The sequence below is a fragment of the Xanthobacter luteus genome (assembly GCF_040049235.1).
Classification (GTDB): Bacteria; Pseudomonadota; Alphaproteobacteria; order Rhizobiales; family Xanthobacteraceae; genus Xanthobacter.
Window position 1 is genome coordinate 245,888 of sequence record NZ_JBDZDO010000007.1, and the last position, 24,711, is coordinate 270,598.

A 24,711-nucleotide genomic window follows, 5' to 3' on the forward strand; every position below is an offset into this window, starting at 1 on the left:
GCCCGCTGCCGATCAAATGAGCTTGTGTGATGGTTGACCATACCATAGGCTTTTATGGTCTCACAGGGGAGACGACCGGAAACGGCGCCCCCTCGGCGCCGGGTCCGGCGCCGCGCTCCAACCAGAGGAGTCGTCGATGTCCCTTCCCATTCGCCTTCGCCAGATGACCCGCGCCGCGACGCTCGCGGCCGCCGCCTTCGTCCTCGCCACAGCGCCCGTCAAAGCCGAGATGTCGGCCGTGAAGGTCGCCACCCAGATCGGCCTGCCCTATCTGCCGCTCATCGTCATGCAGCACGACAAGCTGTGGGAGCAGGCGGCGAAGGCAAGAGGCCTCGACCTGACGGTGGAATATGCCCGCCTCGGCGGCGGCGGCCCGCTCAACGACGCGCTCTTGTCCGACACCGTGCAGATCGCCTCCGCCGGCCTCGCCCCGCTGCTCACGCTGTGGGACAAGACCTCGAAGAATTACGGCGTCAAGGCGCTCTCGGCCATCAACGCCTCGCCGATGTATCTTTTGACCAACAAGGACAGCATCAAGTCGATCAAGGATTTCGGCCCCGAGGACCGGATCGCGCTGCCGTCCATCAAGGTCTCGATCCAGGCCATCGTGCTGGCCATGGGGGTGGAGAAGGCGTTCGGCGCCGGCAAGTGGGGCGAGCTCGACAACATCCAGGTCTCCATGGCCCATCCGGAAGCCTTCGCCGCGCTCACCAGCCGGGCCGGCGGCATCACCGGCTACATGGCGAGCTCGCCGTTCCAGGAGCGCGCGCTGAAGGTGCCCGGCATCCGCAAGGTGGCCGATTCCTTCTCGATCCAGGGCGGCCCGGCGACGCTGAGCGTGATTTACGCCAAGAACGATTTCGTGAAGAACAATCCGAAGCTGGTCGAGGCCTTCATGGAGGCCCAGAAGAAGGCGGTCGCCCTCATCAAGTCCGACCTCAAGGGCGCCATCGACAAATACTATGCGGTGACGGGCGACAAGACCGACCGCGCCATCGTCGAGCAGATCCTCGCCTCGCCGGAATACGACTTCGACATCTTTCCGAAGGAAAGCATGAAGATCGCCGAGTTCATGTACAAGACCGGCGCGCTCAAGCAGAAGCCGGCCTCCTGGAAGGACTACTTCTTCGAGACCGTGCATTCCGAAAAGGGCAGCTGAGCCCCGGCGCCCGCCGCGCGCGGGCGCCGCCTCCCCTTTTCCCGCCAGATCCAGACCCCCGAAAGCCTTCGAGTCCGTGATGCCCCGTCCCGAGACACGCCTGTTCACGTTCGCCGTCGTGGGCGACACCCATGTGAAGCCCGAGAGCGGCGACCAGTCCGCCCCGTGGAAGGTGAACGAGCGCGCCACCGGCCGCGCCCGCTTCATCGCCCGCGAGATCGCCCGCTACGACCCGCAGTTCGTGATCCATCTCGGCGACCTGGTGCATCCGGTGCCGGAGCTGCCGACCTTCGAGGAGGCCGTCGCCCTCACCCAGGAGGTGTTCCGCCAGCACCACAACCGCATGCACGTGCTGCCCGGCAACCACGACATCGGTGACAAGCCCAACCCGGCGATGCCGGCCAAAAGCGTGCGCGAGAGCTGGATCGCCATCCACGAGAAGACCTACGGGCCGAGCTACCGGGTGTTCGACCACGACGCCATCCGCGTCATCACCCTCAACACGCCGGTGATGAATTCGGGCCTGCCCATGGAGGCGGCCCAGCGGGCATGGCTGGAGGAGACGCTCGCCGCCGCGCAGGGCAAGCGGGTGTTCGTGTTCATGCACTATCCGCTGTTCGTGCTCGCCCCCGACGAGCCCTCGACCTACGACAATGTGGACGAGCCGGCCCGCTCGGACCTGCTTTCGCTGTTCGCGCGGCATCAGGTGGAGGCGGTGTTCGCGGGACACGTGCACAACATCTTCTACCACCGCCTTGCCGGCGCCGAATATTACGTGATGCCCGCCACGTCCTTCGTGCGGCAGGATTATTCCGAGATGTTCCGGATCGAGGCGGCGGCCGAGAACGGGCGCGACGATGCCGAGAAGCTCGGCTTCGCCTTGGTGGACGTGCATGCGGACGGCCATGTGGTGCGCTACGTGTCGAGCTATGGGCGCGAGCTGAGCGCGTCCGAGGCGGCGTTGCCCGTCGCCCCGCGCCTCGCGCTCAAGAGCGCGCATCCGAAGCTGCCCGGCGGCGCGCCGCTCGGCGTGTTCATGCGCCACCCCTGGGCGGAGATCGTGGCGCTGCCGCAGAACGGGCCCATGGACGAGTTCGTGCGCAAGCGCGCCCGCAACGACTATCCGCTGGCCGCCCTGTGGCGGCTCGGCACGCGGCGCCTCAGGGTGCCGCTCGACGACCTCCTCGATCCCTATGCCCGCGCCCGCATGGCGGACCTTGCCGCCGGCGGCTTCCGCTTCACCGTCACCGGCTTCGGCGTGCCCAAGGGCGCGGCGCGCGAGACGCTGCTCGCCCACCGCGATCTCGTCGACCGCTTCGAGTGCGTGCTGCCGTTCGATCAGATCGCGCCCGCCAAGGACGCGCTTTCCGCCTTCCGCGCCGCGCTCGGCCGGCCGGTGCTTCTGGCGCGCGTCGCCACCTCGGCCGACGACGTGAAGGTGGGCTCGAAGATCGAGCTGTTCGTCTCCCACGGCTTCCGGCCGGACCAATTGCCGGAGGTGGAGCGCCTGCTCGACCTGCCGGTGGACGGCTTCGTCATCCGCGCTGGGCTCGGCGCCGACCTCGTTTCGCTTTCGGCCGAGCTCGACGCCTTCGCCACCCGCACCGGCGCGCTCCTCGACCTGCATCTGCGCGTCGCCGCCAACAATCCGGCGGCCAACGTCACCGACGATCGCGCCATCCTCGCCGCCGCCGCGGAGCTATACGCCTGCGCGCTGGCGCACCCCGCGGTCTCCATGTTCCTCGACCCGTTCATGGACCTCGACCGGGGCTATTTCGTCCGCCACGGTTTGGTGGACCGGCGCTGCAACCTGCGCATTGCAGGCCTCGCGGTGGAGGCGCTCGCGGCCTTCCTGCCCGAAGGCGGGCCGGTGCCCGCGCTCACGGCCGCCGACGGCCCCGAAGGCCGCACGCTGGCGCTGACGGGCACCGGCCTCGACGCCCTGATCCTGCTGCCGAAGCCCGGCGCCACGCTCGCGCTCGGCCGCGCGGCCGATCCGGCGCACGTGGTGCCGCTCGATGCGCCCTTCGCCATCGACGGGGCGATCTGCGATGCGCCGTCGGCGGCCCTTCCCACCGCCGTGGACCGGCCGACGCTCATCCTCGCCGCCGACGCGAAAGCCTGAAGGACGCTTCCATGACGGCCACCTCGCCGCACGCCTCCACCGCCGCCGGCCGGGACCCCTCGGTCCCCGTGCTCACCGCGGACGCCGTCTCGCTCCAATACACCACGCGCGAGCGCATGGTGACCGCCACCTGGCGCGTGTCCTTCAAGGTCCATAAGAGCGACCGCTTCGTGCTGCTCGGCCCGTCCGGCTGCGGCAAGTCCTCGCTCCTGAAGTCGGTGGCGGGATTCCTGCCGCCGGTGGAGGGACGCATCCGCCTCAACGGCCGCGACATCAAGGGGCCCGGGCCGGACCGCATGATGGTGTTCCAGGAGTTCGACCAGCTCCTGCCCTGGAAGAGCGTGTTCGAGAACGTCGCCTATCCCATGCGCGTCAATGCCCGCTTCCCCAAGGCCGAGATCGAGCAGCGGGTGCACGGCTATCTCGACAAGATCGGCCTCACGCGGTTCGCGAACGCCCATCCCCACACGCTCTCGGGCGGCATGAAGCAGCGCGTCGCCATCGCCCGCGCCATGGCCATGGAGCCCGAGGTGCTGCTGATGGACGAGCCGTTCGCGGCGCTCGACGCCCTCACCCGGCGCACCATGCAGGCGGAGCTGCTGCGCCTGTGGGAGGACACGCGCTTCACCATCCTGTTCGTCACCCATTCCATCGAGGAGGCGCTGATCATCGGCACCCGCATCCTCGTGCTCTCGCCCCATCCGGGCCAGGTGCGCGCGGAGCTCGACGCCTCCGGGCTCGGCTTCGACAGCATCGGCACCCCGCGCTTTGCCGAGCTGCAGGCGCGCATCGAGCACATGCTGTTCGCCGGCCGCCCCGGCCACACCGAGGAGGCCCATCCATGACCCCCGCCCCCCTCCCCGCGAGCGAGCCGCCGCCGCGCCCGGACTACGAGCGCCAGGTGGAGGCCGCCGACGCCATCGGCGACATCGCCCGCAAGCTCACCTGGCGCGAAAAGCTGGTGCAGAACGCCACGTTCCGGCGCGTCGTCATCCTGGTGGTGCTGGGCCTCGCCTGGCAGATCTATGCCACCATCCTCGACAACGAGCTGATGCTGCCCAAGCTCTCGGTGACGCTGGTGGCGCTGTGGGACGCCTTCGCGCACGGGCCGCTGCTGGAGCGCACCTTGTTCTCGCTGGAGGTGCTGCTCATCGGCTACGTCATCGGCGTGGCGCTGGCGGCGGCGCTGGTCTCGGTGTCCGCCACCACCCAGGTGGGCAACGATCTGCTCTCGACCCTGACCGCCATGTTCAACCCTTTGCCCGCCATCGCGCTGCTGCCGCTGGCGCTGTTGTGGTTCGGGCTCGGCATGGGCTCGATCGTGTTCGTGATCGTCCATTCGGTGCTGTGGGCGGTGGCGCTCAACACCCATTCGGGCTTCCAGTCGGTGAGCGAGACCATGCGCATGGCGGGCCAGACCTTCGGCCTGAAGGGCCTGCGCTACATCTTCGGCATCCTGGTGCCGGCGGCGCTGCCCTCCATCGTCTCGGGGCTGAAGATCGGTTGGGCCTTCGCCTGGCGCACGCTGATCGCGGCGGAGCTGGTGTTCGGCGCCTCCTCGCGCTCGGGCGGGCTCGGCTGGTTCATCTTCGAGAACCGGATGTCGCTGGAGACCCCTTACGTCTTCGCCGGCCTGCTCACCGTGATCCTGATCGGCCTCGCCATCGAGAGCCTGGTGTTCCGGACCCTGGAAACCCACACCCTCAGAAAGTGGGGCATGCAGCGATGACCGCCATTCCTTCCGCCGCCCCCGGCCCCGTGCGGGCACGGGCGAACTGGGTGCCGCAGCCGCCCTCCATCGCGCCGGAGCTTTCCGGCCGGGTCGACATCTCGCCGCCCGGGCCGTTCCCGGCGGGCTCGATGCAGCACATCACCCTGACCTATACGGCGGGGCGCTACGGCATCGACGACACCGGCACGGTGCGGGTGTGCTTCCGCTTCGCCACCGACCAGGGCCAGCCCCAGTTCGACGACCCGAAGGCGGCCAATTTCGTCAGCGTCGAGGCCTCGAACGGCGCCGTGCTCGACGCCCGCTACGACTACAAGCTCAATGTCCGCCCGTTCGACCGCACGCTCGTGATCCGCGTGGTGAAGGGCTATCTGAAGGAAGGCGAGACCATCACGGTGCGCTTCGGCGACCCGCGCGGCGGCTCGCCCGGCCTGCGGCTCCAGACCTTCGCCGACCCGTTCCACGAATTCCAGGTGCTGGTGGACCCCATCGCCTGCGGCCATTATGTGCGGGTTCCCGACCAGCCGACCTTCGCCATCGTCGCCGGGCCGGTGGCCTCCTTCACCGCCGTGATGCCGACCCGCCGGGCGCCGGGCGAAGAGGCCTTCCTCGGCATCCGCGCCGAGGACCGCTGGGGCAATCCCGCCGACGTCGGCGGGCGCGCCGTGCGCCTCAAGGGGATCGGGCCGCTCGCGGGCCTGCCCGAGACCGCCACCTTCCCGGCCGGCGCCCCGTCTTTGCGCATCGACGGGCTCACCGCCGAGGCGCAGGGCACCGCCCGCGTCGAGGTGTTCGGCGCGGACGGGACGCGGCTTGCCACCTCCAACCCGCTGGTGGTGGCGCCCCCGGACGGGCTGATGCGCCTGTGGGGCGACCTCCATGCCCAGAGCGGGGAGACCATCGGCTCCTCTTCCGCCCACGATTACATGGGCTTTGCCCGCGACGTCGCGTTCATCGACGCGGTCGGCCACCAGGGCAACGACTTCCAGATCACCGGCGAGTTCTGGGCCGAGCTGAACGCCCTGATGGCGGCCTTCGACGCGCCCGGCCGCTTCATCACCGTGCCGGGCTATGAATGGTCGGGCAACACCGGGCTCGGCGGCGACCGCAACGTGTTCTTCGGCACGGAAGCCGGCACCATCCGCCGCTCCTCCCACGCGCTGGTGCCCGACCGCTCGGACGAGGCCACCGACTGCGTCGACGCCCGCGCGCTGTTCGCCGCGCTGAAGACTTCCGGCGACGACGTGATCTGCTGGGCCCATTGCGGCGGGCGCTATGCCGACATCGCCTTCGCCCACGACGTCGATTTGGAACGGGCGGTGGAGGTGCATTCCAGCTGGGGCACGTTCGAGTGGCTGCTGGCGGACGCCTTCGCCCTCGGCTACCGGGTGGGCGTGGTGTGCAATTCCGACGGCCACAAGGGCCGGCCCGGCGCCGAGGCGCCCGGCGCCTCCATGTTCGGCGCGCTCGGCGGCCTCACCTGCTTCCTCACCGAGCGGTTCGACCGGGCGAGCCTGTTCGACGCCATGCGCGAACGCCACCATTACGGCACCACCGGCTGCCGCCTCGATCTGGACCTGACGGCGGCGCTGCCCGACGGCGCGCAGGTGTTCCGCGACGACCCGGCCCTGCCGGGCGCCGCCGGCCGCCCGGCCGCGCAGGCGATCATGGGCGACATCGTCCGCCTGCCCGCCGGCAAGGTGGCGCTCAGCGTCAAGGTGACGGCCGCCAGCCCCATCGTCGCCTTGGAGCTGCGCGACGGCACCGCGGTGATCGAGACGATCCGCCCCGCCGCCGCCGCGCCGCGGGGCCGGCGCATCGTCGTCGCCTGGTCGGGGGCGGAGTATCGCGGCCGGTTCCGCCAGGTGGTCTGGGACGGCGACTTGACGGTATCTGGAAACCAGATTGCCGGGGTGCGGGAGATCAACTTCTTCAACCCCGACAAACCCGCGCGAAGAGAGGGCGAATCCGTCGCGTGGACGTCGGTAACAACCGGAAATTTCTGCGCCGTCGAGCTCACTCTGGCCGATGCGGAGGCGGGCGAGATTGCGGTGGAGACTAAGGTCGGCCGGCTCCAATGCGCCATCCGCGACCTCGGCCCGGAGCCGCTGGAAATCGACTGCGGCAAGCTCGAGCGCAAGCTCTCCGCCTGGCGCCTCGCCGACGAGGGCACCGTCTACAGCATTGACATCACGCGCGAAATCGAGGTCGCGGCGGCGGAGCGCCGGATCCTCGTGGCGCTCACGCTGGAGGACGGGCACCGCGCCTGGTCGAGCCCGATCTATCTGATCCCGGAGGGTCCATGACGCCGTTCGCCTTCGTCCCCGCCGCCGCCGGCCGGAGCTTAAAAAAACCCCGCAGGACCGGCCTCACCATGATGATCGACCAAGGTCTCGGCCTCAATGCCGCGGCCGATATCGTGGGCGTTGCCGGACCTTATGTGGATCTGGTGAAGATCAAGACCGGCACCGCGCGGCTCTATGACGAGGGTTACCTCAAGGAAAAACTGTCGCTCTACATCGCTGGCGGAATCCGGCCGTTCATCGGCGGGCAATTCCACGAATACGTCTTCGCGACGCTTGGAACAGACGCGCTGCCGCGCTTCTATGCGGAGGCGCTCAAGATCGGCTTTTCCACCATCGAGATCTCCGACAACGTGGTCCCGCTCTCCGACCCGGAGCGCGCCGCCCAGATCCGCGGCGCCCGCGCGGCCGGCCTCTCGGTGTTCGCCGAGGTCGGCGCGAAGGACCGCCGCACGAGCGCGGAAGAGATGATATCGCAAGGGCTTATCTGCCTCGACGCGGGGGCGGACCTGGTGCTGGTGGAGGCGGCGGAGCTGGTGGTGGACGGGGTCGCGGACCAGGCGATGCTCGCCGCGCTGAATGCCGGCCTTGCCCCCGACAAGCTCATGTTCGAATTGCCCGGCCCCTGGATCAAGGACGTGCGGACCTGCGACATCGAGGCGCTCAAGAAGCTGCTGGTGAAAAGCTTCGGCCCCGACGTGAACGTCGCCAACGTCGCCCCGGACACGGTGCTGGACTTCGAGGCCTCGCGCCAGGGCCTGGGCGTCGCCGGGCCGCCGTCCCACTGGTGAAAGGGTTCGAAACGCCAAGCCTTTTCGCAGGGGCGGAGGATCGCCCCGCTCGCGCCCCGGTCAGCGGCGCTGGCGGGAGAGCCAGGTCTCGAGATAGCTCAGCGCCTGGGCGCGCTCGTCGGCGGTCGCCTCGGCGAAGGCCACCTCGTGCAGGTCCACCACCCACTTGTCTTCCGGGCGGGCCGCCGCCTCGCGGGCGATGGTGAGCCACATCAGGCCCCTGGCGCCCTGGCGCGGCACGCCGTCGTCGCCCTTGAACAGCAGTTCGCCGAGCAGCGCCTGCGCCTTGTACTGGCCCTTCTGCGAAGCAAGGCTCAGCCAGCGCCCGGCGTTGCGCGCGTCCCGCTGCATGCCGACGCCGTCAAGATACATCTTGCCGAGCAGGAACTGCGCGTCCGCATCGCCGAAATAGGAGGCGGCGTAGGCGAACATGTCCTTGGCGCGCGAGGGATCGCGCTTCACGCCCGCCGTCGGGATGCCGACGAGGTAATACGAGCCCAACGCCACGAAGGCATTGGCCACGAACCGCGACTGCGCCGTGCCGGGATAGTCCTCGGCATGGGTGTTGGCGATCTTGCTGTAGTATTCGAATGCCTTGGCGTCGTCGCGCTTGACGCCGTCGCCGTCCGCATACATGCGGGCGAGCTTCCACTGCGCCATGGGATGGCCCTGGGCGGCGGCATAGCCGAGCGCGTCCAGGCCCTTGGCGGTCTGGCCGGAGGCCAGCGCCCGGGCACCGGAGCGGAACGCCTCGTCCACCGGACGCATCGGCGGGGCGAGCGGCACGTCGGCGGGCGGCGTCAGCGGACGGGCGGAGACCGGCGGCGCGGAATTGTCCGGACTGCCGTCAAAGGCCGCCACCGGCGCCTGGGACAGGAATGCCACGGCGCACACCGCCACGCCCACGCGCAAAGTGCGCGTGACGGCGCGCGGCATCCGCTTGCGCTCGGAAGTACGCTCGACCGACATCATGGGCAAATCCTGCCCCGGCCGGGCGGCAATATCGGGGCCGCGGAAAGGCCGCGCTGCGGCTGCCGCGCGGCGGGACCCGTTCATTTCGGCCCTCGAAGCAGGCCGTCTCGCCTTGATGATCACGCCGCCCATACGGACCCACCATGAGCGCGGCGGCCGGAAGCACTTCCGGGTTACACACACCGCCGCGCGTTGCTGATTGGTTTCACGGCGTTTTGTGGCGGCTTCGCGGCGCATGAGGCGGCGGCCCAGCCGCAGGCGGTGAATGCGCACGGCTGTGTCTTTGCCGTCACACGCTTGTGACGGGCGGTCCGGCCGAGCGGGCCGGTGCGGGCGCTCAGGATGCGTCGGACAACTGGGCGATGGCGGCGCGGACCTTCTCCTTCCGCAGGAGATACTCCTCGCGCTTCTCGCGCTCGGCCTCCACCACCTCCTCGGGGGCACGGGCGACGAAGCTCTCATTGGAGAGCTTGCCGTCGATACGGGCCACCTCCTGGTCGAGCTTGCCTTCTTCCTTGCGCAGGCGGACCAGCTCGGCCGACAAATCGACGACGCCGGCGAGCGGCAGGGCCGCCACCTCGCCGCGCACCACCATCTGGACCGACTCCGGCGGCACCTCTGCGGAGACCGTGATCTGCGAGATCCGGGCGAGCCGGCGGATGGCATCACTCCATTCCCCGGCGCGGATTTCGGTCGCGGCGTGGGGCGCCACCAGCACGAGCGGGATCTGGGCACCGGCCGGCACGTTCATCTCGGCGCGCACCGAGCGGATCTCGGTGACGAGGTCCACCACCCAGCCCACCTCGGCCTCCGCCTCCGGGGCCTCGAGGCCGGAAAGGTCGGGCCAGGGGGCGAGCGCCAGCAGGCTGGCGCGGGCGGGACCTTCCTTGCCGGTCTCGGCCCACAGCTCCTCCGTGAGGAACGGCATGAAGGGATGAAGCAGCGCCATGGCGACGTCGAGCACATAAGCGGTGGCCGCCCGCGTCTCGTCCTTGGCGGCGCCGTCGGGGCCGGAGAGCACGGGCTTGGCGAGCTCCAGGTGCCAGTCGCAGACCACGTTCCAGAGGAAGCGGTAGACCGCGCCCGCCGCCTCGTTGAAGCGATAAGCGAGGATCGCCTCGGACACCTCGCGCACGGCCCGCGCCGCCTCGCCGATGATCCAGCGGTTGAGGGAGCCTTCCACCTTGGCCGGATCGAAGCCCTCGGCGCGCACGCAGCCGTTCATCTGCGCGAACCGCACCGCGTTCCAGAGCTTGGTCGCGAAGTTGCGGTAGCCCTCGACGCGCGAGGTGGCGAGCTTGATGTCGCGGCCCTGGGCCGCCATGGCGGCGAGGGTGAAGCGCAGCGCGTCGGCGCCGTATTCGTCCACGAGGTCGAGCGGGTCGATGACGTTGCCCTTGGACTTCGACATCTTCGCCCCCTTCTCGTCACGGACGAGGGCGTGGATGTAGACATCCTTGAACGGCACTTCGCCGTCCATGAAGTGCATCCCCATCATCATCATCCGGGCGACCCAGAAGAAGATGATGTCGAAGCCCGTCACCAGCACCGAGGTGGGGTAGAACTTCTTCAGCTCGTCCGTCGCGTCGGGCCAGCCCATGGTGGAGAACGGCCACAGCGCGGACGAGAACCAGGTGTCGAGCACGTCCTCGTCGCGGGTGAGGAACTGGGCGCGCTTGCCGGCATCCTCAATCAGCGCCTCGGCCTCCTCCGGCGAGAGCGTCTCGTTGCCCACATTGTGGGCCAGCGCCTGCTCGAAGGCCTCGTCCTCGTCCTCGGCGACGAAGACGTTGCCGAGCGGGTCGTACCAGGCGGGGATCTGGTGGCCCCACCACAGCTGGCGCGAGATGCACCAGGGCTGGATGTTCTCCAGCCACTCGAAATAGGTCTTCTCCCAATTCTTCGGCACGAAGATGGTGCGCCCCTCGCGCACCGCGGCGAGCGCCGGCTGGGCCAGCGTCTTGGCGTCCACATACCACTGGTCGGTGAGCCAGGGCTCGATCACCACGTTCGAGCGGTCGCCGTGCGGCACCATATGGGTGTGGGGCTCGATGGTCTCCACCAGCTCCAGCGCGGTGAGCAGCTCGACGATCTGCTTGCGGGCGGCGAACCGGTCGAGACCCTGGAACTGGGTCAGGAGGCCGGCGGCGTCCGGGGCGTCCACATAGGCCTCGGGACGCTCGGCGTGATCGTCGCGGATGCCGGTGGCGTCGATGCGGGCCTCCGCATCGAGCACGTTGATCATCCGCAGATGGTGCCGCCTGCCCACCTCGAAGTCGTTGAAGTCGTGCGCCGGCGTGATCTTCACCGCGCCCGAGCCCTTCTCCGGGTCGGAATATTCGTCCGCCACGATCGGGATGCGCCGGCCCACCAGCGGCAGGATCACATGCTTGCCGACGAGGTCGCGGTAACGCTCGTCGTCCGGGTGCACCGCCACAGCGGTGTCCCCCAGCATGGTCTCGGGGCGGGTGGTGGCCACCACGATGAAGCGGCCCTTCTCCCCCTCCACCGGATAGCGCAGGTGCCACAGATTGCCCTTCACCTCCACCTGCTGGACCTCGAGGTCCGAAATGGCGGTCACGAGCTTGGGGTCCCAGTTGACGAGCCGCTTGTCCTTGTAGATCAGCCCCTCGCGATAGAGCTGCACGAACACCTTGAGCACCGCGCGGGAGAGCCCCTCGTCCATGGTGAAGCGCTCGCGCGACCAGTCGCACGAGGCGCCGAGCCGCTTCAATTGGCCGACGATGGTGCCGCCCGATTCCGCCTTCCAAGCCCACACCTTCTCGATGAAGGCGGCGCGGCCCAGGTCGCGCCGGCCGGGAAGCTGCTGCGCCATCAGCTGGCGCTCCACCACCATCTGCGTGGCGATGCCCGCATGGTCGGTGCCCGGCTGCCAGAGCACGTCCTTGCCGCGCATGCGCTCGAACCGCGCCAGCACATCCTGCAGCGTGTTGTTGAGCGCGTGGCCCATATGGAGCGAGCCGGTGACGTTGGGCGGCGGGATGACGATGGAGAAGCCGGGCTTGTCCTTGCGGTCTGGACGGCCGCAGCGGAACGCGCCTTCGTCCTCCCAGGCCCTGGCGATGCGCGCCTCCACGGAGGCGGGATCGAAGATCTTCTCGAGCATGGACGGGCTCCGGAACTGAAGGCGGGCAAAAGCGCGGCGGCGCGCCGCCCGAAGCGGGATGGGTCGTGCGCCGGGTTAAAGCCGGAGGTCGGGGGCGCCGTCAACCACGCCCGCAGCCGGCGGGCAGACGGGTGGCCTGAGCCGGAACCGGTCGCGGGCCATGGCCGGACGCCGCAGCAGGGCCTTCGAGCGATGGACGGAGCGGTGCGCGGGGGCTTCATTGCGTGGACCCGCGGGCCGCGCCCGCGTGCGTGGAGCGAAGGCCAGGGAGGGGACGTGGGGCGACTTCTTCGCGGCGCTGGTTGGCGGCACCGCGGCGCTGCTGGGCCCTCGCGGCGGCCATGGTGATCTCGATCGTGAAAGCCACGACCGACGCCTGGGTGCTGCGGGTGGAGATCAAGCGCTGAGCCCGCGGCGGCCTAGGCTTGCGCAAGCCGCGGAAGCCGCAGGCTGCGGAAGGCCCGGCCGCCGGCACACGGACTCTGGCGCGGGAATGACGGTGCGGGGGGAAGGCAGCCCGGGAAGCAGGCGGCGCGGCGGAAGTGAAATCGGCGCCCGGTGCTCAGCGGCCGGAGCGCACCACGCGCTCGATCTCCGCGCGCACCAGACGCTCCACCAGATCGGGCAGATTCTCGTCCAGCCAATCCTTGAGCATGGGGCGCAGGATCTCCTTCACCAGGTCCTCCACCGTGCGGTCGCGCTGCGGCAGGACCAGATCGCCCAGAGCGTTCATGGCCGAGGCGACGGCGGCGTCGGCGGCGGGGGACAGGAGATCCCTGCGGCGGCCGCCCGGCGCGGACGGCTCCGGCTCGCTCCCGCGGGGCACGGCGGAGAGCGAAGGCCGCTGGGGCGCCGGACCCGCGACGCGGGCCAGGTTCTCGCGCACCTCCCGCCGGTCGGCACCGCGCCGCGGCGCGCGCTCCGCCTCGCCGTCGCGCGGGAAGGCCCGCGGCTCACGGCGCTCCTCGAATCTCGGGACGGCCTCGACCGGCGGCCGCCGGCCCTCGGCCCCCTCGGGGGAGCGCGGCGGCGCGGACCGCGGCGGACGGCCCTCGGCGCGGCGCTCGGCCGCGCGTTCCTCGGACGCGCGCAGGTCGGCGAGATGGGCGTCCAGCTCCTGGAGCGCATCCAGGCCGTCAAAGTCGGCGAACGGCTGCGGCCGGCCGCGCAGCTCGCGGCCGTGCAGTTCGCGGCCGTTCATCTCATGGGCATCCAGCTCCCGAGGATGCACCTCGCGGCCATGCCGCTCGCGGTCGGCCGGCTCGCGGTCGTGCGGCTCGCGGTCGTGCGGCTCCTGGGCGCGCATCTCCTGGGCCCGCATCTCCTGCGCGCGCGCCTCCTGAAAGCGCGTGTCGGGGGCCCGGCCCTCCTCGCGCCGCGATCCCTGCGGCCGGCGCTCGGCGCGCGGCTCCCAGCGCCGCGCGTCGGCCGCTGGCGCCTCGTCCTCCTCGTAGCGGCGCGACGGCGCGCCAGCCCCCTCCCCCGACCCGCGCCGCGGCGCCGACGTCAGCTCGTCGTCGGCGATGATGCGGCGGATGGAGGCGAGGATCTCGTCCATGGACGGTTCTTGGAGCTTGGGGCTTGCAGACATGTCTCGACACCTCGGCCGGAAACGTCCTTCGACCCTCGCACCCGCGACGGATCCGGTCGGATGGCCTCGGCCCGCCCGGTATCCGTCTCTAAGGTGCTGCCAGAGATCGCGCATCCGACCAGCTTGCGGCTCAAGCCGACCAGCGCGTCGTCTGGTCCACGAGACCGGACGCTAGAATCAGTATTTCTTTGTGAAGTATGGCATCCGGAATACTAGTCGCAACCCGCCCTGGGGTCATTTCTCCGGCTTTATTTGCCGTCGGGGGTACGAATTCCGGCCCAGCTGTCGCGGACCTGATGGTAGTGCACCGTCGGATTGTAGACGTTCACCCGCAGCCGCAGCGACACCGCGTCGAGCTTGCCGATGATGGAGACCAGCGAATACGCCGCCACCACACGGTCGCGCTGGGCCGTCACCAGCGCCGAGCGGCTGTTGGTGAGGTCGCGCTGCGCGTTCAGCACGTCGGTGGTGGTGCGCTGGCCCACGCGCCACTCCTCGCGCACGCCTTCCAGGGCCAGCGTGTTGGCCGCCACCGCCGACTGGGCCGCCTCGATCTGCGCCTTGGAGGCCTCGAGCGCGCCCCAATACTGCACCGCCTGGGCGCGGATGGCGTCGCGGTTGACGTCCACCTCGATCCGCGCCTGGGTGAGCAGTTCCTTGTTCTGGCGGATGTTCGCGTATTCGACGCCGCCCTGATAGATCGGCACCGAGAGGTTCAGCGTCACCTCGGCGGCGCGTGCGCTGTCGACCGTGGCCGAGCTGTCATAGGTCTGATAGAGCTGGCCTTGGACGTTGAGGTTGGGCATCAGCGCGCCCTCAGCCACTTTCACCTGGAACATGGCCGCGTCGACCGCGAACTGCGACGCCTTGACCGCCGGGTGGTGGTCGAGGCCGGCGGTGACCACCTGACCGAGATTCTTCGGCAGCATGGCCTCGATCACCGCGCCGGGCGACACCAGCCGCCCCGGCTCGACGCCGATCACCTGCCGGTAGACCGCCTTGGCGGAGGACAGGTTGGCCACCGCCTGGCTCACGCCGTATTGGGCGTCGGCCACGCGCGCCTCGGCCTGAGCCACGTCGGTGCGGGTCACCTCGCCCACGTTGAAGCGATCGCGCGTGGCACGCAGCTCCTGCTGCAGCGCGGCGAGGTTCTGGTTCTGCAAGTCGAGCAGCGCGATCGCCTGGATCACGTTCATATAGGCGGTGGCCGCATTCAGCAGCACCGACTGCTCGGTGTTGCGCAGCGTCTCGCGCGAGCCGCGCACCTGCGATTCGGCGCTCTGGGTGGAATTGGCCGTGATGAAGCCATTGAAGATCGTCTGGGTGGCGGTGAGCGCGAACTGGCGCGGCCACAGAGTCCCCGAGGTCGAGACCCCCTGGGACTTCGCCCGCGCGGCCTCGACGCCCGCCGAGGCGGTGGCGAACAAGGTGGGACGGTAGCCCGACAGCGCCTGGGGCACGGTCTCGTCCACCGCCCGCGTTCCCGCCCGCTGCGAGTTGAGGGTCGGATTGTTCACATAGGCCTGGGCCAGCGCCTGATCGAGCGTCTGTGCCGCCGCCTCCCGCACGGGAAGGACCAGCGCCGGGAGGGCCAGCGCCAGGTAGGCCAGGGCGAGGGCCAGGGCCGGTCGGCGCATGCTGGTCGCAAACGACATCGAATTCTCCTGGTCCGACACGGCGCGCAGCTGTCCCCGTCGGGGGCGTGCCGTGCGGTAACTTTTTGGAAAGATATCCTCACGTTGCCGCTGACGAAACCGATCGGTTCGATCACGTGGCGCTTTTCGCAGCACCGCGGCAATCGCGCCACAGGTGACGTCAGAAAACGAAGCGTGGCGCGGCTTCGAAGCCCGGAAGCGGGGGCACTGCGGCGTTGAAGGCGATGCGCTCGCTGGGCTGTCCGGCCACCTTCGTGAAGACGCTGGCGCGGCCCGCTCCGCCCCGGCCCACCACCGTGATCAGCCGTCCACCCGCCTTCAGCTGGGCGAACAGCGCCGCCGGCACGGCGTCCACCGCGCCGTTGAGCAGGATGCAGTCGTAGGGCGCCTCGGGCGCCCAGCCGGCCGAGAGCGGCCCCTGCATCACCGCCACGTTGTCCACGCCGAGATCGGCGAGGGTGGCGGTGGCCGCGGCGGCGAGGTCGGGGTCCTCCTCCAGCGCCACCACCTGCTGGGCGAGGCGCGAGAGCAGCGCCGACGAGTAGCCGGTGCCCGCGCCCACGTCGAGCACATGCTCGCCAGGCTCGATGTCGGCGAGCTGGACCAGGCGCGCCAGAATCATCGGCTCCACCAGATAGCGCGGCGCGGCGCCCGCCCCGGCGGCGCGGATCTGCAGGTCGTCGTCGATATAAGCGAGCGACTTCAGGTTCGCCGGCACGAAGCGCTCGCGCGGGATTTCGAGCATGGCGGCGATGATGCGGTGGTCGGTCACGTCGTTGGTGCGCACCTGTCCGTCCACCATGCCGCGGCGAAGCTCTGCGAAATCGATCATGTCCTGCCTCCGGCACGGGCGCGGACCGACCGCCGCGCCATCACCACGGGCCCCGTCCCCGCGCCGCGAGGGCCGAGCCTCGCGCTCAAGAGCCATATTGCCGCCGCTTTTGCAAGGCGCCCCGCGGCCGCGCCCGGCGCCGATTTGACATGGCGCATTGCGCGCCGCGCGCCGCCCCCCGTAGAAGGCGCGCGGTGCAGCCTTGCCGAAGGCGTGGACCGGCAGAATGCGCGGAGCGAAGCGAAGGTGGGTGCCATGAGCGAGCGCACGATTTCCCCCCGGCCCGCCGCGCGGTCGCTGCTTGCCGATGCCGGTGCCACCCTCACCGAGGAGAACATCCACCGGCTGGTGCACGACTTCTACGATCGGGTACGGGGGGACGACCTCGTCGGCCCGGTGTTCGGCCGCGAGATCGCGCCCGACCAATGGCCCGCGCATCTTGCCAAGATGTGCGACTTCTGGTCCTCGGTGCTGCTGCGCACCAGCCGCTATGACGGCCGCCCGCTGCCCCCGCATCTGCGCATGCCGGACCTCACGGATGCCCATTTCGCGCGGTGGCTCGCTTTGTTCCGCCACACCGCGGACGCCGTCTTCGCTCCGGCCGACGCCAACCGGGTGATCGCCCTGGCGGAGCGGATCGGCACCAGCTTTCGCCTGGCCATCGCGCTCCACCGGGGCGAAGACACCACCAAGGTCGGCGCCCTGCCCCGGCCCTGATCCGGCTTTGCCGGGCACTCAGCTGCGCGCGGGCGCGGCGAGCGCCGCCGCGACGCGTGGCAGAGCCAGCAGCCGCGCGGCCTGCGCGAACACCATGCTCGGCTCCACGACCGGCGTGCTGGCGAGGTCCTCCACCACCCGGGCCGGACGCGGGGAGAGCACGACGATCCGGTCCGCGATGCGCACCGCCTCCGTGATATCGTGGGTGACGAACAGCACGGCGATGCCGGCGCGCTCGACCTCGCCGCGCACCTGCCCCTGCAGCTCGGCCCGCAGCCCCACGTCGAGCGCGGAGAAGGGCTCGTCCATCAGCAGCAGGTCCGGCTCCACCGCCAGCGCCCGGGCGACGGCGACGCGCTGGCGCATGCCGCCGGAGAGCGCCGCCGGCCGCTTGCCGAGATCCCGCGGCACGAGGCCGAGGCGCAACAGGATGTCCTGCGCCCGCGCGCGCCGCGCGGCCCGGCCCACGCCGAGGGCCTTAAGGCCGAAGGCGGCGTTGTCGAGCGCGCCGGCCCAGGGCAACAGGCGCGGCTCCTGGAACACCATGGCGGTGCGCGCGAACCCGTTCTCCACCGCGCCCGCCTCGGGCCGCGCGGCGCCGGCGGCAACGCCGAGCAGCGTGGTCTTGCCGCAGCCGGACGGTCCGATCAGCGCCACCAGCCGGCCCTTCGGCACGCATAGGTCGATGCCGTCCAGCACCGGACCGTCGGCGAAGGAGAGGCGCACCCCGCTGAGGCTCAGCATGGCTCACACAGCCGCCGCGGGCGCCGTGCCGTTGGCCGCGAGCCAGCCGCGCAGGGGCGCAAAGAGGGCCGCGTCGGTCGCCAGGAGGAACGCCACCACCAGCACGATCCAGGCCATGGTCTGCGGCAGGTCCAGATGGGCTCGCGCGGTGGCGATGGCCCCGCCCACCCCGTCGGCGCCGCTCAGCACTTCCGCCATCACCGAGACCTTGAAGGAGAAGGCGAGCGCGGTGGCGAAGGCGGGCGCCAGAAATTGCGCGAGCCGCGGCAGCAAGAGATCGGTCAGGCGCAGGAGCGCCGGCGCGCGGTAGACCGTCGCCATCTCGGACAGGCGCGGGTCGCGGGCGCGCACGCCCTGGAGCGCCGCCAGGAACACGATCGGCGCCGCAGTGACCGCAACCGTGAATGTCGGCGCGCCGCCGCCCGGCCCGAACCACAGCAGCGCCAGCACCACCCAGGCGATGGGGGGCGTGCCGAGGATCGCAGTGAGCACCGGCCGAACCGCCGCGCCCACCGGCACGAAGACACCGCCGAGCAGGCCAAGCGCGAGTCCGGCCGAGGCCCCAGCGAGAAAGCCTCCCAGCGAATGGGCGGCCGTCTCGGTGAGCGGGCGAAGCGCCGCCCCGCCGGCGACGAGGCCGGCGAGCGCGGCACCCGTCTCGGCCAGCGACGGCAGCACGAATGGGCCGAAAGCCCAGTTCCCCGCCTGCCAGGCGAGCGCCAGGGCCAGGAGGCCGAAGGCCCCCCACCCCACCCGCGCCAGGTGGACGCCGCCGCCGCTCACAGGTCGAGGTAGAAGGTGTTCGGTGGCAGCTTGCCGCCGAGCGCATCGGGGGCGAGCTGAAGGATCGCCTCGTAGAAGGCGACCAGCGCCCCCTGCATGGGCTTGGCGCCCACAGCCACCACGTGGAAATGATCGAACGAGGCGGAGAACATCTGCGCCTTCATCTGCATCTTCTCCTCGGCCAGCGCGGCGGCGGCGGCGCGGTCCTGGAGCACCCAGTCCTTGGCCGGAACCATGCCCTGCCGCAGCGCCGCCATCAGCCCCGGGCTTTCGGCGAGCAGCGACTCATGCACGGCGACGCCGGCCATGGGGATGCCGTCGCCGCCATAGAGGCGCTTCCATTCCGCCTGGAGGCTGATCGCCCGGCGCAGGGCGCGGCCTTCCTTCCGCGCCATCATGATGGCGGCGGTGGCGGGCGGCTCGGAGAGCACCGCCGTGGTGGCGCGGCCCGCCGCGAGCAGTTGCGCCGCCTCCATGGGCGTCTGCACGTAGGTCAGCGTCATGTCCTTGTCCGGATCCATGCCCTCGCGCCTGGCGATGGCGCGGAACACCAGGTCCGGCATGTCGTTGCGGAAGAAGCCGAGCACCGGCTTGCCGGCGAGGTCCTTGAATGACGTGATGCTCTCGTCCGCCGTGACGACGGACAGGTGGCCCATGGAGAGCAGGCAGAGCAGCTTCAGCGGCAGCCCGCGATTGGCGAGGTTCGCCGGCACGTGGGTTGGCGTGGTGAAGAGCTTGGTGCGGCCGGAGACGATGCCGGCGCGCAGATCGTCCGTGTCGCGCCACAGGCGGAATGAGGCGCCGGGCGCAGCCGCCGCAAAGGATTCGGTCTGCATCAGGCGGACCAGGACGATGGTGGAGGCATTAGGCGCCCCGAGAACTTCGAGGCCGGACTGAGGCGCCGCGCGCAGCAGACGCGGGCAAAGAGCGAGCGATCCGCCGAGGGCGGCCATGCCGGCAAGCAGATGGCGGCGGGAGAGCAATGACTGCATGAAAGGGTCCTCGCAATGGCGCTCCGCCGGATTCCGCAGCGGTGTGGCGACAGCCCTTCTTATATCCATTTGGATATAGCGTGAAGCCTCCGGATTCCTACGCAGGCACCTTGCGGGATGCCGGAGCCGGCGGACGGCCGCGCCTGGCCTTCGGCCGCGCGCCGCAACATGCTAGAAGAGGTCAAAAGGCGTGCTGCCGGCGCGCGCGGCGGCGTGTTACCAAAGGTTGGGGGAATTGCCATGACCGGGAACCTGGGGCGCGCGATCTTGTGCGCGGCGGCGTTGACGTTGGCGGGACCGGTTGCGCCCGCTTTTGCCCAGACGCTGGAGCGCGTGGCCGAGACCCAGACCTTCCGCATCGGCTACCGCCATTTCGCCCCGCCTTATTCCTACGCCGCCCCCAACGGCCAGGCCGCCGGCTACATCGTCGACCTGTGCCGGGAAGTGGCGGGTGCGGTGAAGACCCATCTCAAGCTGCCGAGCCTGAAGATCGATTATGTGATGATCACCGCCGAAAACCGGTTCGAGGCGGTGAAAGACGGGCGCATCGACATCCTCTGCGACCCCACCTCCATGACCATGTCGCGACGGGCGCTGGTGGACTTCTCCCTGCCCACCTTCCTCGACGGCGCCAGCGTGGTGACGCGCGGGACGCCGGTGAAGGGCCTCGAGGACCTCAAGGGCAGGAAGGTCGGGGTGCTGAAGGGCACCACCACCGAGGAGACCCTGCGCTCCACCCTGGCGCAGATGCGGGTGCCGGCCGAGATCGTTCTGGTGAACGACCACCCGCAGGGCCTCGATCTGCTGGCGGACGGCAAGCTCGACGCCTATTTCGGCGACCGCGGCATCCTCGCTTATCTCATCCGCACCCGGGCGAAGGGCGGCAACCTGACCCTGTCCGAGCAGTACTTCACCTTCGAGACCTATGCGCTCGCCATGCCGCGCGGCGACCAGACCTTCCGCCTGCTGGTGGACGCCACCCTCGCCAACCTCTACCGCACCGAGAGCATCCGCCAGATCTATGCGCGCTCGTTCGGCTCGTTCCCGCCGGACCAGTTCCTCGACGCGCTGTTCGTGATCAACGGCGTGCCGAAATAGAGAACCTCACGGCCGCGGGACGCGGTATTCGGCCGGCGCGCCGCCGTCGACACCGTCGAACAGCACCAGCAGCCGGTAGTCCTCGCCGGCGGTGTCGGCGAGCACCAGCAGGCCCTCCGCCTTGGCCGCCGGATGGGCGCTGGCGAGCACCGCCAGCGGGCGCGTCGCCTCGCCGGCGCCGTCCCAGAAATGGATCAGGCTCGGATAGGTGAGGCCCGGGCGCTCGCTGACGTCGAGGCCGGCGAGGATGAGGAAGCCGCCCTCCACCGCGACCAGATCGCGAATGCCGAACGCCGGGCCGAGCCGCGCCTTCAGCAGCGCCGGCTTCAGCGCCGCCGCCGCAGGCTCGAACAGGCCCTGTGCCGGCAGCCGGAGCACGAAGGCGCGGCCGTCCGCGGTCGGCGCGCGCAGGCCGAAATAGAGGTCGCCGTCCTTGGCGGCGAGGCCTTCGACATTGACGCCACCCGCCTCCAGCCCGGCGCAGGGGCCGGCGCGCACGCAGGCCTTGGGGGCGAGCTCCGGCACCGCGGCGATCAGCGCCTCGAGCACGCCGGTGCGCTGAACCTCCGGCGACGGCCGGCTCCCGTCGAAATCGGCCACGGCAGGCAGGCCGGTCTGCGAATCCACGGCAATGCGGAACAGGCCGAACCGCGCGGCCTGATAGCCGCCGCTGCCGCGCGAGGCGCCGTGCGAGCCGGTGACGTAGTAGAAGCCTTGCCCGCCCAAGCGCACAAAGGCGGCGCCTTCCGCGTCCACCTCCTTGGCGCGCACCCCGTCCGCGTCCTTCGGCGCGAGCGTGATCGTGCGGCCGAGGACGATGGCGTCCGGCGCCAGCGTCGCGAGCCGCGCGTGGCGGACGCCGTCGCTGACCAGTAGACAGGCGCGCAGCGCGGCGCCCGGCGGGGCGGCGCAGGCCATGGCGCTGAGGTCCTTCGCCTCGTCCTTGCCCGAGAAACGGCCTTGCACCTCCAGCAGGCGCGCGGGGGCGACGAGGGCAGGCGGCGCCGGCGGGGCGCCTTCGGGACCGTGGGCCAAAGCGAGGAGACCGCCGCAGACGGTCAGGACCAGTCCAGCGGCGACCGCGCTCAGCCGGCGCGCGCTGCGGCGCACCGCGGACGACGATACGGCGGGTCCCGAAGCCATGTCCGCTCCCAGGCCGCGAGGGCGGCGTGGCACTGTGACGATTTCCCCCGGCAAGGCCAAGCCTGTCGTGCCGCGCTTACTCGAAGGCGGCGCCGGAAAGGAGCGCCACGAGGTCCGCCTGGCGGCCGACGCCGACCTTGGCGAGCACCCGCTTCAGCTGGAAGCGGACGGTCTCGCGCGAGATCCCGGCGGCCGCGGCGGCACTGTCCACGGTCTCGCCCTGGGCAATCGCGCGGGCCGGCCGCAGCCTCGGCGGCCGTGAGGTCGAACAGCGCGGCAAGCACTTCAGCGCTGGGCACAGCTTTTGGTTCCGCCGCAGGTGCAGGCGCCCGGCGCCGCGGCATGGACGCGCCGCGATTCCAGCCAGGGGAGACGGGAGACACGCGCTCCGCACAGGGGGAGCCGCTCCCGGCGCCCTCAGTACAGGCCGCCGGTGCCGCTGCGCACCGCGCGGTCCGCCTCGGGCGTCACCGTGCCGTTCGAATAGACCACGTTATAGCCGTCGGGCGGGGCGGTGCCGGGCTTGAAGGCCTCCAGGATGGCGTTGCCGTCGCCGGCGCTCGTGCGCTGGCCGCTCTTGCGGTCGATGCGCACCAGCTTGATGCCGGCGGGCACCCGGAACGGAATGGCGGGCCGGTCGGCGATGGCGGTGCGCAGGAACTCGCGCACCACCGGCGCGGCGAGGATGCCGCCGGTGGAGCCCTTGCCCATGGCGCGCGGCTTGTCGTAGCCGAGATAGACGCCCACCACGATCTCCGGCGTGAAGCCGAGGAACCAGGCGTCGCGCTCGTCATTGGTGGTGCCGGTCTTGCCGGCGATGGGCTTGCCCAGCTCCTTCAGCGCCGTGCCGGTGCCGCGTTGGACCACGCCCTCCATCATGGACGTGATCTGATAGGCGGTCATGGGATCGAGCACCACCGGGCGGCGGTCGATCAGCGTGGGCTCGGGCTGGTTGTCCCACTTCGCGGCGTCGCAGCCGCGGCACTCGCGCTCGTCGTGGCGGTAGATGGTGTGGCCGTAGCGGTCCTGGATGCGGTCGATGAGCGAGGGCGTCACCTTGCGCCCGCCATTGGCCAGCATCGCGTAGGCGCCGGTCATGCGCAGCAGCGTCGTCTCGCCCGAGCCCAGCGCCATGGCGAGGTAGGGCGGCATGTCGTCATAGATGCCGAAGCGCTTGGCATATTCGGCGATGATCGGCATGCCCACATCGTTGGCGAGGCGCACCGTCATCACGTTGCGCGACTGTTCCAGGCCGAAGCGCAGGGTCTGGGGGCCGTAGAACTTGCCGGAATAGTTTTCCGGTCGCCAGGTGTCCTGGCCCTTCTGCTCCAGCTCGAACGGCGCGTCCACGACGATGGTGGAAGGCGTGTAGCCATTGTCGAGCGCGGCGGAATAGACGAACGGCTTGAACGAGGAGCCCGGCTGGCGCATGGCCTGGGTGGCGCGGTTGAACTGGCTCTCGTCGTAGGAGAAGCCGCCGGTGAGCGCGAGCACCCGCCCGGTGGTCGGCTCCATCACCACGATCGCGCCCTCGACGCCCGGGAACTGGCGCAGGCGGTACTGGCCCGGCCGGTTGGCGAACGGCTCCACATAGATCACGTCGCCGGGCTTCACCACCTGGAGAAGCGCCTTGCGGGTCCACTTGACGCCATCGGCCGGCAGCAGTTCGACCACGCGCTCGTTGGAGCGCTGGCCGGATTTCTCGCGCCGCGGCTGGAGGCCGATGCGGGCATTGTCCTTGTTCACGTCCAGCACCACGGCGATGCGCCAGGGCACGTCGCTGTATTCCTTGACCTCGGCGAGCTTGACGCCCCAATCGACGCCGGCGAGCTCCATATGGGAGATGGGGCCGCGCCAGCCGCGCGCCTCGTCATACTTCACCATGCCTTCGGTCAGCGCCTTGCGCGCCGCCACCTGGAGATCGGTGCGCAGCGGCGTGCGCACGGACAGGCCGCCGGCATAGAGCTTGTTCTCGCCGTAGCGCTCATAGATCTGCCGGCGCACCTCTTCGGCATAATATTCGGCCGCCTCGGCCTGGGCGCCGGTGGCGCGCGGCGTCACCGTGAGGGGCGCCTTCTTGGCCGCCTCCCCGTTGGCGGCCGCGACAAAGCCGTTCTCGACCATGCGGTCGATGACCCAGTTGCGCCGGTCGACGGCGCGGTCCCGGTCGCGGAACGGATTGTAGGTGGACGGCGCCTTGGGCAGCGCGGCGAGATAGGCCACCTCCTGCACGTTCAGCTGGTCCACCGACTTGTCGAAATAGACCAAAGCGGCGGCGGCGATGCCGTAGGCGCCCATGCCGAGATAGATCTCGTTGAGGTAGAGCTCGAGGATGCGGTCCTTGGAATAGGCGCGCTCGATGCGCAGCGCCAGGAGCGCCTCCTTGATCTTGCGGTCGACGGACACCTCGTTGGTGAGAAGGAAGTTCTTCGCCACCTGCTGGGTGATGGTGGAGGCGCCCTGGGGCCGGACGTTCTTGCCGTAGTTCTGCAGGAAGAAGCTGGCGGCCCTGAAGATACCGGTGGGATCGAGGCCGCCGTGCTCGTAGAAGTTCTTGTCTTCGGCGGACAGGAACGCCTCGATCACCAGTTTCGGCACAGATTGGATCGGGATATAGAGGCGCCGCTCCCGGGCATATTCGGCCACCAGCGCGCCGTCGGAGGCGTGCACGCGCGTCATCACCGGCGGCTCGTAATTCTGAAGCTGAGAATAGTCAGGCAGGTCCTGGGAATACTTCCAGACGAAATAGGTTGCGCCCGCCGCCCCGACCAGGAGCACCAGGGTGCCGAGCGCGAACACGAACCCGAAGAACCGCAGCAGCACCCGCATGTTCCCGCTATCCTCCTCACGGGCCGACCCCGCCGACCGAACCTGGGCCCCAAACCGGCGACCCGAACCCGCGCCGGGCCGAACCTGCACCGCCATAGCGCGAGTTTGCCGCGCTGCGAAG

General features: G+C 70.2%; 19 protein-coding genes. 8 read left to right on the forward strand and 11 right to left on the reverse strand.

Going from position 1 to position 24,711, the window contains the following annotated elements:
• Positions 1-136 precede the first annotated feature (136 nt).
• The 6 genes from ABLE88_RS20530 to ABLE88_RS20555 all read left to right on the forward strand — a co-directional run bounded on the left by ABLE88_RS20530 (position 137) and on the right by ABLE88_RS20555 (position 8,107).
• A complete protein-coding gene (locus tag ABLE88_RS20530; RefSeq protein WP_348833604.1) occupies positions 137-1,159 on the forward strand; it encodes an ABC transporter substrate-binding protein in 1,023 nt (340 codons plus the stop codon).
• A gap of 79 nt (positions 1,160-1,238) precedes the next feature.
• Complete coding sequence (locus tag ABLE88_RS20535; RefSeq protein ID WP_348833605.1) at positions 1,239-3,284, forward strand: metallophosphoesterase family protein; 2,046 nt, start codon at positions 1,239-1,241, stop codon at positions 3,282-3,284.
• A gap of 11 nt (positions 3,285-3,295) precedes the next feature.
• The gene (locus tag ABLE88_RS20540; protein ID WP_348833607.1) at positions 3,296-4,129 is read left to right on the forward strand and encodes an ABC transporter ATP-binding protein; all 834 of its coding nucleotides are present in this window, start codon (positions 3,296-3,298) and stop codon (positions 4,127-4,129) included.
• Positions 4,126-5,013: an ABC transporter permease gene (locus ABLE88_RS20545; protein ID WP_348833608.1), complete on the forward strand. Its 888-nt coding sequence runs from the start codon at positions 4,126-4,128 to the stop codon at positions 5,011-5,013. Before ABLE88_RS20540 ends, ABLE88_RS20545 begins: the two co-directional genes overlap by 4 nt.
• Positions 5,010-7,319 carry a CehA/McbA family metallohydrolase domain-containing protein gene (locus tag ABLE88_RS20550; RefSeq protein WP_348833609.1) on the forward strand — a complete coding sequence of 770 codons (2,310 nt, stop codon included), beginning with the start codon at positions 5,010-5,012 and terminating at the stop codon, positions 7,317-7,319. Before ABLE88_RS20545 ends, ABLE88_RS20550 begins: the two co-directional genes overlap by 4 nt.
• Positions 7,316-8,107 (forward strand): phosphosulfolactate synthase, encoded by a 792-nt coding sequence (locus ABLE88_RS20555; protein ID WP_348833610.1) that lies wholly within the window; start codon positions 7,316-7,318, stop codon positions 8,105-8,107. Before ABLE88_RS20550 ends, ABLE88_RS20555 begins: the two co-directional genes overlap by 4 nt.
• A gap of 60 nt (positions 8,108-8,167) precedes the next feature.
• Here the strand turns inward: ABLE88_RS20555 and ABLE88_RS20560 are convergent, their stop codons facing one another.
• From ABLE88_RS20560 to ABLE88_RS20580, 5 genes are all read right to left on the reverse strand, one after another.
• Entirely contained in the window at positions 8,168-9,043 is an 876-nt protein-coding gene (locus tag ABLE88_RS20560) for a tetratricopeptide repeat protein (protein ID WP_510182929.1), read from the reverse strand.
• 373 nt (positions 9,044-9,416) lie between these two features.
• On the reverse strand, positions 9,417-12,206 hold the full coding sequence (locus ABLE88_RS20565) for a valine--tRNA ligase (protein ID WP_348833613.1): 2,790 nt from the start codon (positions 12,204-12,206) through the stop codon (positions 9,417-9,419).
• A 562-nt stretch (positions 12,207-12,768) separates the two neighbouring features.
• A complete protein-coding gene (locus ABLE88_RS20570) occupies positions 12,769-13,797 on the reverse strand; it encodes a DUF2497 domain-containing protein (RefSeq protein WP_348833615.1) in 1,029 nt (342 codons plus the stop codon).
• A 248-nt stretch (positions 13,798-14,045) separates the two neighbouring features.
• The gene (locus ABLE88_RS20575) at positions 14,046-15,452 is read right to left on the reverse strand and encodes a TolC family outer membrane protein (protein ID WP_348833616.1); all 1,407 of its coding nucleotides are present in this window, start codon (positions 15,450-15,452) and stop codon (positions 14,046-14,048) included.
• 160 nt (positions 15,453-15,612) lie between these two features.
• Positions 15,613-16,284 (reverse strand): protein-L-isoaspartate O-methyltransferase family protein, encoded by a 672-nt coding sequence (locus ABLE88_RS20580; RefSeq protein ID WP_348833617.1) that lies wholly within the window; start codon positions 16,282-16,284, stop codon positions 15,613-15,615.
• Between the two features lie 255 nt (positions 16,285-16,539).
• Between ABLE88_RS20580 and ABLE88_RS20585 the strand changes: the two genes are divergently transcribed.
• Positions 16,540-17,001, forward strand: a complete 462-nt coding sequence (locus tag ABLE88_RS20585; protein ID WP_348833618.1) for a group III truncated hemoglobin — start codon at positions 16,540-16,542, stop codon at positions 16,999-17,001.
• Between the two features lie 18 nt (positions 17,002-17,019).
• Here the strand turns inward: ABLE88_RS20585 and ABLE88_RS20590 are convergent, their stop codons facing one another.
• From ABLE88_RS20590 to ABLE88_RS20600, 3 genes are read right to left on the reverse strand one after another with little or no spacing between them, the layout of a single operon-like run.
• Entirely contained in the window at positions 17,020-17,745 is a 726-nt protein-coding gene (locus ABLE88_RS20590) for an ABC transporter ATP-binding protein (RefSeq protein WP_348833619.1), read from the reverse strand.
• A gap of 3 nt (positions 17,746-17,748) precedes the next feature.
• Positions 17,749-18,528: an ABC transporter permease gene (locus ABLE88_RS20595; protein ID WP_348833620.1), complete on the reverse strand. Its 780-nt coding sequence runs from the start codon at positions 18,526-18,528 to the stop codon at positions 17,749-17,751.
• Positions 18,525-19,520, reverse strand: coding sequence for an ABC transporter substrate-binding protein (locus ABLE88_RS20600; protein WP_348833621.1), 996 nt, complete (start codon positions 19,518-19,520; stop codon positions 18,525-18,527). Before ABLE88_RS20600 ends, ABLE88_RS20595 begins: the two co-directional genes overlap by 4 nt.
• A 240-nt stretch (positions 19,521-19,760) precedes the next feature.
• On the opposite strand from ABLE88_RS20600, the gene ABLE88_RS20605 reads away from it, so the two are divergent.
• Positions 19,761-20,618, forward strand: a complete 858-nt coding sequence (locus ABLE88_RS20605) for an amino acid ABC transporter substrate-binding protein (RefSeq protein WP_348833623.1) — start codon at positions 19,761-19,763, stop codon at positions 20,616-20,618.
• A 6-nt stretch (positions 20,619-20,624) separates the two neighbouring features.
• Here the strand turns inward: ABLE88_RS20605 and ABLE88_RS20610 are convergent, their stop codons facing one another.
• The 3 genes from ABLE88_RS20610 to ABLE88_RS20620 form a co-directional block, all read right to left on the reverse strand.
• Complete coding sequence (locus tag ABLE88_RS20610) at positions 20,625-21,761, reverse strand: DUF3616 domain-containing protein (protein WP_348833625.1); 1,137 nt, start codon at positions 21,759-21,761, stop codon at positions 20,625-20,627.
• 76 nt (positions 21,762-21,837) lie between these two features.
• Positions 21,838-21,972 (reverse strand): helix-turn-helix transcriptional regulator, encoded by a 135-nt coding sequence (locus ABLE88_RS20615; protein WP_348833626.1) that lies wholly within the window; start codon positions 21,970-21,972, stop codon positions 21,838-21,840.
• 206 nt (positions 21,973-22,178) lie between these two features.
• Complete coding sequence (locus ABLE88_RS20620; RefSeq protein WP_348833627.1) at positions 22,179-24,590, reverse strand: penicillin-binding protein 1A; 2,412 nt, start codon at positions 24,588-24,590, stop codon at positions 22,179-22,181.
• Positions 24,591-24,711: the final 121 nt, after the last annotated feature.